The following is a 13888-nucleotide window of genomic DNA, read 5'->3' on the forward strand; positions in this document are numbered from 1 at the left end:
ATCTACCCCTACATCGGGCTCAACGCCGTGGCGGGCAAAAAGCCCGAGGAATACGGCATCGAACCGGTCCGCTACGACGACATGATTCCGGGCTGCTACGACCCCAAGGCGCGGGTGGCCGACATGGACATCGATGGCGTGCAGGCGATGACCTGTTTTCCGTCCTTCCCCCGGTTCGCCGGCGCGGTCTTCGCCGAGGGTGAGGACAAGGAACTGGCACTGCTGTGCTCCCAAGCCTGGAACGACTTTCACATCGACGAGTGGGCGGCGACCGCGCCGGACCGGTTCGTGCCCGTCGCGATCCTGCCGTTCTGGGACCTCGACGCGAGCATCAAGGAACTCCGCCGGATGGCCGCCAAGGGCGCCAAGTGCGTCAGCTTCCCCGACCTGCCGGATCGGCTCGGGTTGCCGTCGCTGCACAGCGATCACTGGGACCCGCTGTGGTCGGCATTCGAGGAAACCGACTTGGTGCTCGCCCAGCACTTCGGTTCCGGCGGCTTCCCCCCGTCGATCGCTTCGGACGCGCCGTTTGCGGTCTTCATCGTGCTGATGGGCACGATCAGCATGGGCGCCATGACGGACTGGCTGTTCTCACCCGCCCTGCACAGGCATCCCAAGCTCAAGATCGGGTTGTCCGAAGGCGGCATCGGCTGGATCCCGTACATCCTGGAGCGCTGCGACAGCACCTGGCGTAAGCACCGGTTCTACCAGAACATAAACCAGGACGTGCAGCCCAGCGATCTCTTCCGTCGCCACTTCCACGGCTGCTTCATCGAAGACGACTTTGGTATCGAGGCGCGGCACCGGATAGGTGTCGACAACATCACCTGGGAGTGCGACTACCCGCACTCGGACTCCTTCTGGCCGAACAGCCGTGAGCGGGCTGCACAGGCGTTCAAGGATGTTCCCGACGACGAGGTGCATCAGATGGTCGAGCTGAACACGCGCAAACTGTACAACTTTCCGCGATCTGCATGACCACCGATGGCGTCGAGCCGGTCGAACAGCTGCCGCTGTCCGACTGGACCGATCAGGACCTGCTCACCAAGGACGAGGCACGAGAACGCCTCGTCAAGGAGATTGGCCGCACGCAAGCGCGGCTCGGCCAGCTCGACGCCGCCAATTCAGATGACGAGTCGGAAATCACGCTGCTGACACGCCGACTCAACGCGATGGAATCCATCCGGGACGAATACAGCGCGCACCTCGGCGGGCAGTAATCGACCGACCGATCCGGACGAGGGTAACGCTTGACAGATCAGCGCAGGCGTTGGCGCAGTGCATATCTGCTTGAGCATCGTCGATGCTCGGCGGTCCCGAAAAGAGCCGTGCGCGCACGGCGAATCTGGAGCACTCCGATGACCTCGGGGGCCTCGCATCCGGCACGTCGCCCTCCACTGGCATCGTTGTGGCACAGACGTGATACGTGCTGTTAATGCTATAAAGGTTTTAATAATTTGCGACGGTCGGACCTCAAGGGGAGTATCCAGAATGCAGTCGGTGGATGAGTATCAGCCTGGCGCCAGCGCCATCCCTGAGGTGCTCGTGATTATCGGTGCGGGCGGGATGGGTACGGCTACTGCCCGACGGCTGGGCTTTGGCCATCTAGTTCTACTTTCGGATGTCAATGACGACGGTCTAACCCAGACAGCGGCGGCGCTAACATCAGACGGTCACCTGGTACGGACCGCGCCGGTTGATGTGCAGTCACGAAGTTCGGTTGCTCAGCTAGCCGAGTTCGCGGCTTCGCTGGGTCGGGTAACCAGGGTAGTGCACACCGCGGGCCTATCCCCCGAGCAGGCACCCGTTGAAGCAATACTTGGCGTGGACTTGCTGGGTGTCGCGCTGGTACTCGAAGAATTCGCGAAAGTGATTGAAAGACATGGTGCTGGGGTGGTCATCTCAAGTATGGCCGGCCATCTCAATTCACCGATCGACCCTCAAGACGAGTTTCGGCTGGCCACTTGTCCGGCAGAGGAGTTGCTGTCGCTCCCCTCCTCCGCCCCGCAGCGATTCAGCAGTGCGCAGGAGGCCTACGGTTACGCCAAGCGGGCCAACCAACTTCGCGTTGCCGCGGCATCCACCGCCTGGGGTGCGCGAGGCGCACGCATTAATTCGATAAGCCCCGGTGTCATCTCGACTTCGATGGGAAGGCAGGAACTCGCTGGAGAATCCGGAAATGTGATGCGGTTGATGGTCGACGGTTCCGCCACAAGGCGTCTCGGCACACCGGACGATATCGCCGCCGCTGCGGATTTTCTGCTAGGTCGGGCGGCAAGTTTCGTTACCGGGACGGATCTTCTCGTCGACGGCGGTGTGACAGCGGCGGTTCGCTCTGGGGCAATCGATTTCGCTCAGTTGCTGCAGAATGCGAACCTATCAATCTAGGAACCGCCGAGCGACCGCAATACGGCGGTACGGGCTACCACGGGCACGCTCGACGGTATTTTACCCCGCCGGGTTTCGCGCGGGGTATGACAGCGACCAAGCTGGTTCCGGCCTCGATCGTCATCCGAACCGTTGTGGTCCTCCGGTCAATCATGCAAACGACTCGACTTGCACCAGGTCAGATGATCGCAGACGAGCCTTATTGCCGTTGGGGAGCGATCGTGCCGGGCAAGAAGGCCCGAAGTAATCAGCACCGATCCGGTGGCATCGGCAGTGATCCGAAGGGCGTTCCCGCCAAGAAGCGGCCTGATCGCTCAATGGTCTGCAAATCGGCGCACACGGACTCGGGATGGCCGACCCGACTCCAAAACAAAATCCAGGTTGTGGACGAGCATCCCGGCCAGGTAGTCGCCGCTGTGCTCCTGGTCGTACATCCACGGCGCCTGCACGACATGGCTAGGGTGGCCTAGTAGGACGCGCTGCGGTTGACCCCGCTCAGTACGAGCTTGCCGGCCTCTCTACCCACTCGCCGTGGACGGCGCAGCGAGCGACAGGATCGAAGCCAGCTGTGGCGCGAAAGGCAGGAACATGCACATGCGCGCCCCAGCCGACTCCCGATGATGCCAAGCCGCAATGCCATCGAGTCAGGCGGTCAGAACAGCGTCCTGCACGGGCACCCGAGGGAAGTTGAGCATCCGGCGCGCATTTTCTTCGGCGATCAGTGCGCACTCCTCATCAGGGACGTCAGCGAGCACTTCAGCGGCTCGTTTGCGTGAGTTCGGCCAGTTCGAATCCGAGTGGGGGAAGTCCACTTCCAGCGTGATCCGGTCCACGCCGACCGCATAACGATTAGCCAGCCCGTGTTCGTCGTCGATGAAGCATCCCCAGAAATGTTGACGGAACAGATCCGAGGGGCGGGCGTCGAAGTCGATCGCCTGGTAATACTTGTGCCGATCCCACACGTAGTCGGACCTCTCGAGAATGTATGGTATCCAACCGATTCCACCCTCGGCCAGGGAGAACTGCAGGTCCGGGAACTGCTGCAATTTACCGGAGAACAACAGGTCGACGGTGGTCCACATCAGGTTGGTCGCGAACAGCGTGGTGGCCACCGCGAAGGGAGCGTCCGGCACCGTAATCTGCCCCGGTATCGGTTTAACCGATGAAAACGAGAAACCGGGAACGAATGAACCAGAACCGAAGTGCAGCGACACGGGGACGTTAGCCTCCGAGCAAACGCGCCACAATGGATCCCAATGATTCGAGTGGAACGACGGCAGCCCTAAAGGCACCGGGCTGTCCGGAAACGACACCGTCCGGGCGCCTTTGGCAACTACCCGCTCAGTCTCGGCAACCGTCGCGTCGATGTCCCAGGTAGGCAGGATTGCCAGCGGGATGAATCGATCCGGCGCGGTCGCGCACCACTCGTCGATGTAAAAGTCGTTCCACGCCTGGACGCACAGCAGTGCCAGTTCCTTGTCGGTGGCGCGCTGGAAGGTGCCGCCGGCGAAGCCGGGAAAAGACGGAAAGCACAGAGCCGCTTGCGCGCCGTCGAGATCCATATCCACAACTCGCGCGACCGGGTCGTAGCATCCGGGAATCATGTCCTCGTAGCGGACCGGGTCCAGGCCCCACTCTTCGCGCGGCTTGCCGGCTACCGCGTTCAAACCGATCGTCGGGAAGACCTGGCCGTCATACGACCAGAGGTGCTGACCGTTTTGCTCAACGATTCGCGGGCCTTGCTCGCGGTACTTCTGCGGCAGCCGGTCCTGCCAGACTCGGGGATGCTCGACGAGGTGGTCGTCAACAGAAATGATCTGGTGGCTGTCTAGTAGCGGCATCGATGCCTCCTGTTTCTGACCCGTCGTCTTAGTTTCTGACGTTGTATCTCAGGCACGGTATATGATTGCGATCACACTGTCTAGACCGAAAGGACCACGACATGTCGGGTAGCGAAAAACCGATGCCGGCAGCCGGCACGGCACGGGAGCGAATCGACGACGACGATCACGACCTGTTGACGTTCAGTGAGGCCGGCGAACGACTGCGGGTAGAAATCGCTACGCTCGCTGCCGAGGTGACTGAGCTGCGTGATTCGGGCCGGCCCGACGAACTCGCCAAGGCCACCGCACGGCTGACTGCGCTGCGCGCCGCGGCTCGCCGCAACGCGGTCGACCCCATTAACGATGCCAATTTCGAGAAGTTCTTCGGCTATCCCGGCAAGGCCCGCCGCAACATTCCCGGGCCGCCGTCGGCCTGACACTGCGTTGAGCGACCTGCGTCGGCAATGATTGAGGCGATGACCCAGTCCCAAAAGACCCGACGGCCCGGCTACGCCCCGGCCAATCCCACCGTAGGCCGTCGCGGTCTGCACACCAGGGACCTCATCGTCCAGCGCGCCGGCCAGCTGTTTGTCGCCAAGGGTTACCACAGCACCTCCATCGACGCGATCGCCAAGGCGGTGGGCGGCTCCCGCGCGACGATTTATCAGTATTTCGAGAGCAAAGACGATATTTTTCGAGAATTGGTCCACCAATGCGAACCGGCGGTGATGGACCATGCCCATCGACTGGGTGAGCTTGGCCCCGACGCCAACGGGGTAGCCAGCCTTCATGTTTGGTTGGGTGACTGGGCGCAGCTCTACGACAAGTACGCGATGGTGTTTCTAGAGTTTCCTGGTATCGGCGCGATCAAAGGTCTGCCGCAGACTGACGCGGGTGTGGTGTCTGGTCAATATGCCGATCTGATCACTGACAAATTACGCCACGCGGGAGTACGCGATATCGACGCCGCCGACGCGGCGGCAGCATTGCTCCGAATCTCCCACATGGTGAACCTGTACCGATTTCGCGGCATGTTTGGGCTGACGTCAAGCACCCACACGACCAACTCGTTGACGATCGCGCTGCAGCTGCTGCTGTTTCCTGAAACCCCGGCGTCCGCGATCCAGCACGCGATACCGACGCCGATATCGGATCAGAACAACGAGCGTGCCACAACATTCCCGGTGATGCCCGTGGCCCCACCCGAGCCTGATGTCGACTCTATGTCGCCGATCCGCAACGACATACTGGTCGCCAGCTCGGCGCTGATCAATGAGCGCGGCTATTACGGTGTGGCGATGGAGGACATCGCGGCGGCCGCAGACGTCAGTAGGGCGACACTGTACCGACATTTCGGAACCAAACTTGCCATCCTCGATGAACTTTCCGAACAGGCTGTCCTTGAGGGCACCCGTCTGGCAGCGGATCTCTACGAGCAAGCGCAACACTGCCTTGATTTCGATGCACTCCACTCCTGGCTGGCGCGATATGTCCGGTTCCACCGCAACTACAGCGGTGCCATGCGCGCTTGGTACGACGGCACCCTGGCCGACCAGCTGCCCACCGAGGGTGTGTCGCATGGAATCGGTGCATTCCACGTCGCGGTTGCAGCCTTGCTGCGCCATGTCGATCCGCCGGCTGGTATGGACACCACGGTGGCGGCAGCGGTTTTCGTGGCTGTGCTAGGCAGGCTGACTGAGCTCTCCCTGTCACGACGCCAACTCGACAACGACTACGAGGCCGCCAGACTGATGCTATTAGTGCTCAAGCGCGCACTGCTCGGCCAGTAGCCACCGCCGAACCATAGTTCGTACTACGTCACGTTCATGCCGGCATCGCGCAGTACCGTTGTGCCGGTGTAGTAAGACCGTCTCTGCGACATCGCGGCGTTCACGCCGGTCGAAGGAATTCCCGTGGCTCCAATGTTCTTGGGGGCAAGGTGTTGCGCGTATGCGCGCACCAGTCCGGTCACGTCGATCTTGGCAGCGGCGCAGGCGTCTGGACCGCCGCTGCCGTCGGCAGCGCCTTGAGTCCGGCCATTGATACGCAGAATCATTTGTATAAATATATAACTAGACGTCCGGCAGCCGACCGGAACTCCCAATCGCGGTCGGTAGCCCCTGATCGAAAGGCGCCTAGTGAGATTCGCTGTCTTCCTGCCCAACACGATGCAGATCGCGGCGATTACGCAGCCGTGGGAGCTTGCTCTTACCGGCGCGGATATCGCGCAGGTAGCCCGCAGGGCCGAACAACTGGGTTACTCCCAGGTTTTTCTCCCAGAGCACTTCGTGACGCCCACAAGCCACGTGGGACTGTCCGGCAACCACTACTTCGATGCCACCACTGCGCAGGCGTACGTCGCAGGTGCGACATCGACCATCAGCATCGGGTCGATGGTGACAGTATTGCCTTTGCACAATCCGATAATCGCCGCCAAGTCAATCGCGACATTGGATTGGCTATCGGGAGGCCGAGCGCAGATCACGGTGGGAGTCGGCTGGCTCAAGGACGAATATGACGTGGTCGGAGTCCCGTTTCACAAGCGTGGTCGGCTTATGGACGAGTACCTCGAGGCGATGTTCGAACTCTGGCATAGCGACAGCCCGCGTTTTGCTGGCGAGTTCGTAAGATTTGACGATATTGCGTTCGGGCCCAAGCCAATCCGGGAGCCGCATCCGGTGATATGGATGGGCGGCGACGCCGATGCCGTGGTGCGCCGTGCCGCCCGGTTTGGGGACGGGTGGGCACCGTGGCAAACGAAGCCGCAAGACTTACCCGCGAAAATGGACTATCTCAGGTCTCAGCCCGGCTTCGACGGCCGCCCGTTCTCGTTGTTCTATAGCTTGGCCATGCTCTCGATTGGTCAAGAGCACTCAGCCATTGACGACCCGAACTCCCAATATGGGCAGAACGCTCAGCAGGTAATTGACAACTGTTGCATGCTATCCGACCTCGGAGTGACCGATACCTGGGTGAACCCACCACCCTTGAACGACTTCAGCGCCTACCTCGACCACCTTCAATGGGTTGCCGAAGAGGTGATTCCCGAGGTCGACTGACCCGGCTGCTCGTCCAGGCGAACCTCACCAGTCGCATCCCGTCAGCTCCGCGGACCACTCCCAAACCCAATGTTGACAGTCGACTGTCTCCGAACCTCAGTACCGACTTGACAGTTATGCGTGTCAATGATGCGCCCGGACCGAAACCATATATACCGTCGGTGCAAGGTTCGGGCGAGGAGAGGGACGATGGCACGAGGCGACCGCTCACCGCGGAGCGAGCACGCGGACCGGATCCGCGCGGCTCTGATCGACACCGCCCTGAGCCTGTTCAGCACGCAGGGGTACGACCAGACGACCACCGACGAAATCGCCGAAGCGGCCGGCGTGTCGGCGCGCACGTTCTTTCGTTACTTCCCGACCAAGGAATCGGTGCTGTTTTCTGGTGAATACAGCTTTATCGAGGCTTTCAGCGCCGTCTACCTTGCCCAGGATGAGGCCCTGTCGGACTACGACGCGATGGTGGAGTCCTTCGCCGTACTGGCGCCCAGCCTCAAGCGAATCCGTAAGCGAATTGCCCAGTATCGGGAAGCAATCGCGTCATCGGTGCAACTGGTAGGCCGTGAACGCCAGAACCATGAGGCCAACGGGCTGACGGTGGCTCAAGTCATCGCCACGCGGCGTGGTTTAGCGTCAGCCGACGAAGAATGCCACATTCTTGCCGAGGTCGGCATCCTGCTGCTCGAACGCTCGATCAACAAATGGCTCACAGGACCCGATCCCATCGACGACGTGATTCGGCACGAGTTCGCTGCGCTGCCTGAAGCCCTGCGCTGAATGCGCCTAACAGCCGGCTAACCGCGCGCGAAGACCTAGATCCGAAACGTCCCTGTGGTTCGTCAATCCCCTTCTCCGGCCGCGCAGTAGGAAACCAAAGTCACGCTGTTTGACACTGTGACAGTCGACTGCCATAGTTCCGATTAGCGGATCGGCCGGTCGCAGTAGGAGGCGTCCCATGGACAAGAACGTGTTCCTGGTCTTCACCAACCCAATCGAGGGCCAAGACGCTGCGTTCAACACCTGGTACGACAACGTGCACGTTCCGGAGGTGCTTGATATCCCGGGCGTGCTCGCCGCGCGTCGATACAGCCTTGCCGAGATCACCATGCCCGACGACGCGGAACTCCCGAGCTTGCCTGCGCCCGCACATCGTTATCTGGCTGTCTACGAGTTAGACCGCGAGCCTAACCAGGTCATGACCGAGTTCCTCAAGCGAGTCATGGCGGGCGAACTTGGTCTGGGCGACACCCTCGACCTGAGCACGATCGGCTTGACGGGTTGGACGGCTCGCGGGGATCGAATCCAGGCTCACGGCTGATGCCTGACTTACTGAGTGTCATTCACTCCCAACGGGCATGCCGCAGGTTCGACACCAACGGCGAGGTCGCAGACTCCGACATCGAGAAGATACTCACGGCCGCCGTGCACGCCCCCAGCGCCGAGAACACGCAGCCATGGGTGTTCGTCGTGACGCGTGACGAGCAGATTCGCGGCGAACTCACGCGCTGGTGGACCGAAACCTGGAACGCCGGCGGTGGCGAGTGGGCACGTCAGGCCATCGACGACAAGCACCTGTTTACCGACGTCGAAGACGGCGTCGCCAATGGGGGATTCGCCTCAGCCCCGGTGATCGTCACTGTCTGCGTCGATACCGAGCGCGTAGCCGAGGTGCACTGGCAATCATCCGTGTACCCTGCTGTCCAGAATTTACTGCTCGCCGCATCCAGCTTCGGTTACGGAACGTGCCTGACGACGGGACTAACCGTATTCGGGATTGATCACGTGCGCGAACTCCTCAAGCTGCCTACCTCGCTCGTGCCGCTGGCAGCCGTGTATCTGGGGGTTCCTGCCAGGAAATTGGCGCCGCCGCGCCGCCGCCCGGCGGGGCTGGTGACATTTCGCGAACACTTCGGCAACCCGTGGACGGCGGCAGGTAGATCAAAGTGTCCCTAGCACTAACTGAAGACCACCGCGCGTTCGCCGATCTTGCCTCGACGGTGCTTGCCGACCTCGCAGGTTCGGCGGGAGCTCGGCGTGCACTGCTCGAATCGGAACCGAAGCCACGCTGGTGGTCAGATGAACCGGTATGGCAGGAAATGTCATCGTCGGGGTGGCTCGGGATACACATCGACGAGCAGTTTGGCGGCCAAGGCTATGGGTTGCCCGAACTTGCCGTCGTGCTCGAACAACTCGGCCGGACGGCTATGGCTGGGCCGTTCTTACCGACGGTCATCACCGCCGCAGTGATTGCCGCGACAGGTAGCGACCAACAGCGGGACCGATGGCTGCCAAAGCTGGTGTCTGGTCAGCTTGTGGCGGCAGTTGGTATGAAGAGCTCTGCCGTGCAGGCACACTCATGTGTGTTCGCATCGCGAGTCGCCGCGCTCGGTGAATCCAGTTCCGACGTTTTCCTGATACCAGTCGACGAAGACGTCGTGCTCTTGGAAACAGGTCCTGCCGTGACTGCCCGGGCCGCCGAATCCGAGGACATGCTCACCCGCGCCATTACCACCCTTGAACTGACATCGGCTCCGATCACAGACACTCTTCCCGGTGCCGCCAGCGTTCTTACCCGCATTGTGCGTCTGCTTGCCGCGGCCGAAGCGGTGGGTGGTCTGGCGGCGTGCACCGAGAGCGCAACCGAATACGCTGCGAGCCGCGAACAGTTCGGCCGTCCCATCGGATCGTTTCAAGCAGTCAAGCATCACTGCGCCAACATGCTGGTCGATGCTGAACTCGCGACGGCGGCCACTTGGGACGCAGCCCGGGCCGCGGGCGCCGAAGCGGATCTGGCTGTAACCATGTCCGCCGGATATGCATTGCCGGCTTACCAACGAGCAGCCCTGCGCAACATCCAGATTCACGGCGGCATCGGTTACACCTGGGAACACGACGCTCACCTGTTCTTAAGGCGCGCCACTGTACTTTTGCTTTTCGCAGGTGGCGCGGAAGCGTTGCAAGATGACGTAATCAACATGCAGCGTGCAGGTATTCGTCGCAATCGGACGGTGGACCTCCCGCCGGAGGCAGAGGATTACCGGAGGGCAGCAGAAGAGTTCCGCCGCAAGTTGGAAGGCGTGAATCCCGATCAGGCTCAAACGACGTGGGCACGGACCGGATACCTGCAGCCCCACTGGCCCAAACCCTACGGGCGTGGCGCAAATTCCGTCGAACAGCTGGTCGTCGAGCAAGTGTTGGACGGGGTTGACAAGCCGAGCCTCGGACTTGGCGAATGGGTGGTACCCACCCTCTTGCAGCACGGAAGCCCCGAGCAGATCGACCGCTTGATCTGGCCCAGCCTCGAGGGCCGGCTCCGATGGTGCCAGTTGTTCAGCGAGCCGGGTGCCGGGTCAGATGCCGCGGCTGTGGCGACCAAAGCGCAACGGGCCGAGGGGGGTTGGCTGGTCACCGGTCAGAAAGTCTGGACCAGTGACGCCATGAATTGCCAACGCGGACTGGCCACGGTGCGCACGGACCCCGCTGCCGCCAAGCACAAGGGGATCACGATGATGATCATCGATCTCACGAAGGCGGGCGTCGAAGTTCGTCCGCTCAAAGAGATCACCGGCGAAACGTTGTTCAACGAGGTCTTTCTCACCGACGTATTTGTGCCTGACCACGACGTCGTCGGCGCGGTCAATGCGGGTTGGCGGGTGGCAATGGCGACTTTTGGCAACGAGCGGGTGTCCATCGGTGGTGGATCGGTGACGATGACTGCAGACAAGCTCATTGAACTGCTGGATAGGCATCGGGCGCGCGACGTCGGGTTCGCTCGCGAGGCAGGCAAGCTTTTGATCGAGGCCTACTGCATGGCCGCGCTCAATCTGAGGCAGGCGGCGCGGGCAGTGTTCGAGGCGGGGCCGGGCATCGAAGGTAACGTCGCCAAACTGTTTGGCGCTGAGCACGCGCAACGTGTCGCCGAACTGGCGCTCGCCATCGCCGGGTCTGCGGCACTCGTCGGAGAGGAAGCCGCCGTGATTCACGACTACCTCTTCAGCCGGTGTCTGACTATCGCGGGCGGCACATCGGAAATTGTGCGCAATTTGGTCGCCGAAAGAATTCTCGGCCTCCCCCGTGACCCAACGGCCTGATCGGAGACTTTCATGGTTTGTGCCATTGTCGGGATCGGTCGCACAACGTACTACCGCAACTCCGGGCGTACCACCCGCGCCATGGCAGTGCAGGCCTGTCGGGAGGCCATCGATGACGCCGGCTTGACCACCGCTGACATCGACGGCATCACGACCTTCATGGTCAACGACTCTGAGCAGCCGCTGGCTGTCGGCTGGGCCCTGGGCATCGACGAGTTAGCCTGGGCGAACGCGATGTACGGCGGAGGCAATCTGGTGGCCGACCAGGTTGCCACGGCGGCAGCAGTCATCGAGGCCGGCTTGTGCAAGGCAGTCCTTGTGTACCGGTCTTTGAACGGCCGCTCCGGGCACCGCTTCGGCCATGTGGAAGAACAGCTGCAGGTGCCCAATCTGGAGCAGTTCGACACGGCGTCCGGATTTATGGTGCCGCCACAATGGTTCGCCATGTGGGCGCGACGCCATCAGCACGAATACGGTTCGACGGCTGAGGATCTCGGCCATATCGCCATCACACAACGTTCACATGCCGCCCCGAACGACCACGCCGTGCGCCGCGAGCCACTCACGATGGACACTTACCTTGCCTCCCGTTGGATCAACGAGCCATTTCGGGTGTTGGACTGCACATCGGAAATCGATGCCGCCGTGGCGATCCTGATCGCCGGTGAGGATATCGCGTGCGGCGCAAAGCAGCCTCCGGTCTGGCTCCTGGGCTCGTCGAACTCGCAGGGAACTGCGGGCTTCACTCAATGGGACGATCCCACCGAGATGTATTCGCGCGCAGCAGGCCCCAAAATTTGGGAACGTACCGGGTTGTCACCCCAAGACATGGACCTCGCCTGCATGTATGACTGCTTCACCTACACCGTGATGGCCACGATGGAGGGATACGGCTTTTGCGGCAAGGGTGAAGTCGGGTCCTTCTTCGCCACGGGCCGGGCCACTTACGGCGGCGACGTGGTCATCAACCCGCACGGCGGACTACTTTCAGAAGGTTATGTACACGGCCTCAATCATCACTACGAAGCAGCTCTGCAGTTGCGGCACACAGCAGGAGTACGCCAAGTGGCCGATGCAGAACTGGCACTGGTGACAGCTGGCGGCGGCCCGTTCGGCGGCGCCAACGTTTATAGCAGAGTGAAACCATGACCACACACATTGAGCTACCACCGCCGATTCCGTTGCCGGACCCTGATTCTGCGCAGTTTTGGGAAGGTCTCAAGAATGGCAAGCTGATGATGTGCCGATGTGTTGAAACCGGGAAATGGATCCACCCGCCGCTAGAGTGCAGTCGGTTCACAGGTGGCCCCGTATATTTTGAAGCGGTCCGCGGCACGGGCACCGTCTATAGCTTCATCGTGGTTCGGCAACTGCTGGTACCCGGGCGGCCAGTCCCCCACGTGATCGGACTTGTCGAACTAGACGATCAGCCGGGTCTACGCATCAGCGCGGTGATTAATGCGGATCCGGACGCCGTTCAAATCGGAAAGCGGGTTAGGTTGCGGATTACCCCGTTGGGCGACAGCGGGTACCGCGTGGCCGAATTCGAAATCACTGACGACGCATCGTAATCGATACCTTCGGCCAGTTCCCGCACGATCTCTCACAATTGTCTCGGTTAGCCCTTCGGCGTACCGAGCGAGGGGTGACGTCCGCCATCTCCGCCGAATTCCGTACGCAGATAGCTCCGGTAGTTGTCCGTAGGACCTGCGTAGAACCCGAGTAGGTTCACCGGCAAATCGTAGTCCGCAATCGCCACGACGTGAAGAAACTCCCCTGTGACCCCTCCTGACGGAAGGGACATCAGACATGCCGGTTCCGCCTTCCGAATAGGTATCGCGATCCGCGTCAAAAGCGACGCAAATGACAGTAGACTGTCACCGGATGATGGGAGAGGGATTTCGGTCCGTTTCGATCCGCTGAGCTGTGATTAGTCTGAAAGGCGCACTATTTGAGCCTCCATGCTGGGTTTGGGGCTATTTAGCTAGCGCATAATCCATCACCGTGGGCTGGGTTTGACATTATACTGCCATAAAAGCGGTGCCGCTGAACCAAGGCCGTGACAGCTCCTCTAGCGCGCGTCGTAGATCAGGAGAAACCAAATTGACATTGTCGGAGTCCAATCGGATCACTCAACGATTCACCGAGCTGCTCCGGGTCGACTCACAGTTTGCACAGGCCTGCCCTGACGCTGCTGTTGCTCAGGCATGCGAGGATCCGGAGCTCGACCTGTCCGAAATCGTGCACCGGACGATGATGGGATACGCCCGGCGCCCAGCCCTGGGCCGGCGTGCTGTGCGATACCGCTTCGACGCGTTGACAAAGCGAACGACCGCCGAATTGGACACCCGATTCGAGACGATGACATACGGCGAGGCGTGGGATCAGATCTCCGCGACCGCGGCGGCGCTACGGTCTTACGGAGTGCAGCGCGGCGATCGCATCTGCATGCTGGGCGCATCGGGCGTCGAATACACGATTTTCGACCTTGCACTCATCGTCGTTGGAGCGATCGCGGTTCCGCTGC

General features: G+C 61.3%; 15 protein-coding genes. 13 read left to right on the forward strand and 2 right to left on the reverse strand.

Annotated elements, in window-relative coordinates; translation table 11 throughout:
• The 3 genes from A5713_RS13200 to A5713_RS13210 form a co-directional block, all read left to right on the forward strand.
• On the forward strand, window positions 1–978 hold a 978-nt coding region (locus A5713_RS13200; protein ID WP_068096066.1), incomplete at its 5' end, for an amidohydrolase family protein.
• Window positions 975–1220: a hypothetical protein gene (locus A5713_RS13205; RefSeq protein ID WP_068096068.1), complete on the forward strand. Its 246-nt coding sequence runs from the start codon at window positions 975–977 to the stop codon at window positions 1218–1220. The genes A5713_RS13200 and A5713_RS13205, both read left to right, overlap by 4 nt.
• Before the next feature lie 310 nt (window positions 1221–1530).
• The gene (locus A5713_RS13210) at window positions 1531–2388 is read left to right on the forward strand and encodes an SDR family oxidoreductase (RefSeq protein ID WP_197516368.1); all 858 of its coding nucleotides are present in this window, start codon (window positions 1531–1533) and stop codon (window positions 2386–2388) included.
• A gap of 644 nt (window positions 2389–3032) precedes the next feature.
• On the opposite strand, the gene A5713_RS13215 is transcribed toward A5713_RS13210, so the two are convergent.
• Complete coding sequence (locus A5713_RS13215; RefSeq protein WP_068096072.1) at window positions 3033–4229, reverse strand: amidohydrolase family protein; 1197 nt, start codon at window positions 4227–4229, stop codon at window positions 3033–3035.
• A gap of 101 nt (window positions 4230–4330) precedes the next feature.
• Between A5713_RS13215 and A5713_RS13220 the strand changes: the two genes are divergently transcribed.
• Complete coding sequence (locus tag A5713_RS13220; RefSeq protein ID WP_068096074.1) at window positions 4331–4648, forward strand: acyl-CoA synthetase; 318 nt, start codon at window positions 4331–4333, stop codon at window positions 4646–4648.
• 39 nt (window positions 4649–4687) lie between these two features.
• Entirely contained in the window at window positions 4688–6001 is a 1314-nt protein-coding gene (locus tag A5713_RS13225) for a TetR/AcrR family transcriptional regulator (protein ID WP_082972936.1), read from the forward strand.
• A 23-nt stretch (window positions 6002–6024) separates the two neighbouring features.
• Here A5713_RS13225 and A5713_RS13230 read toward each other — a convergent pair whose 3' ends face one another.
• Window positions 6025–6267: a hypothetical protein gene (locus A5713_RS13230; RefSeq protein ID WP_068096078.1), complete on the reverse strand. Its 243-nt coding sequence runs from the start codon at window positions 6265–6267 to the stop codon at window positions 6025–6027.
• An 82-nt stretch (window positions 6268–6349) separates the two neighbouring features.
• Between A5713_RS13230 and A5713_RS13235 the strand changes: the two genes are divergently transcribed.
• From A5713_RS13235 to A5713_RS13270, 8 genes are all read left to right on the forward strand, one after another.
• Window positions 6350–7270, forward strand: a complete 921-nt coding sequence (locus A5713_RS13235; protein ID WP_068096081.1) for a TIGR03619 family F420-dependent LLM class oxidoreductase — start codon at window positions 6350–6352, stop codon at window positions 7268–7270.
• 189 nt (window positions 7271–7459) lie between these two features.
• A complete protein-coding gene (locus A5713_RS13240; RefSeq protein WP_068096083.1) occupies window positions 7460–8047 on the forward strand; it encodes a TetR/AcrR family transcriptional regulator in 588 nt (195 codons plus the stop codon).
• A 178-nt stretch (window positions 8048–8225) separates the two neighbouring features.
• Window positions 8226–8588 (forward strand): DUF4286 family protein, encoded by a 363-nt coding sequence (locus tag A5713_RS13245; protein WP_068096085.1) that lies wholly within the window; start codon window positions 8226–8228, stop codon window positions 8586–8588.
• On the forward strand, window positions 8588–9223 hold the full coding sequence (locus tag A5713_RS13250; protein WP_068096087.1) for a nitroreductase family protein: 636 nt from the start codon (window positions 8588–8590) through the stop codon (window positions 9221–9223). Before A5713_RS13245 ends, A5713_RS13250 begins: the two co-directional genes overlap by 1 nt.
• Window positions 9214–11361, forward strand: coding sequence for an acyl-CoA dehydrogenase (locus A5713_RS13255; RefSeq protein WP_068096089.1), 2148 nt, complete (start codon window positions 9214–9216; stop codon window positions 11359–11361). Before A5713_RS13250 ends, A5713_RS13255 begins: the two co-directional genes overlap by 10 nt.
• Window positions 11362–11373: 12 nt before the next feature.
• Window positions 11374–12510 carry a nonspecific lipid-transfer protein gene (locus tag A5713_RS13260; protein WP_068096091.1) on the forward strand — a complete coding sequence of 379 codons (1137 nt, stop codon included), beginning with the start codon at window positions 11374–11376 and terminating at the stop codon, window positions 12508–12510.
• On the forward strand, window positions 12507–12932 hold the full coding sequence (locus A5713_RS13265; protein ID WP_068096093.1) for a Zn-ribbon domain-containing OB-fold protein: 426 nt from the start codon (window positions 12507–12509) through the stop codon (window positions 12930–12932). The genes A5713_RS13260 and A5713_RS13265 overlap by 4 nt, the downstream gene beginning before the upstream one ends.
• 469 nt (window positions 12933–13401) lie before the next feature.
• Window positions 13402–13888, forward strand: a 487-nt coding sequence (locus A5713_RS13270; RefSeq protein ID WP_156751871.1) for an AMP-binding protein, incomplete at its 3' end; no start/stop codon positions are given.

This window comes from Mycobacterium sp. E2497 (assembly GCF_001668695.1).
GTDB lineage: Bacteria > Actinomycetota > Actinomycetes > Mycobacteriales > Mycobacteriaceae > Mycobacterium.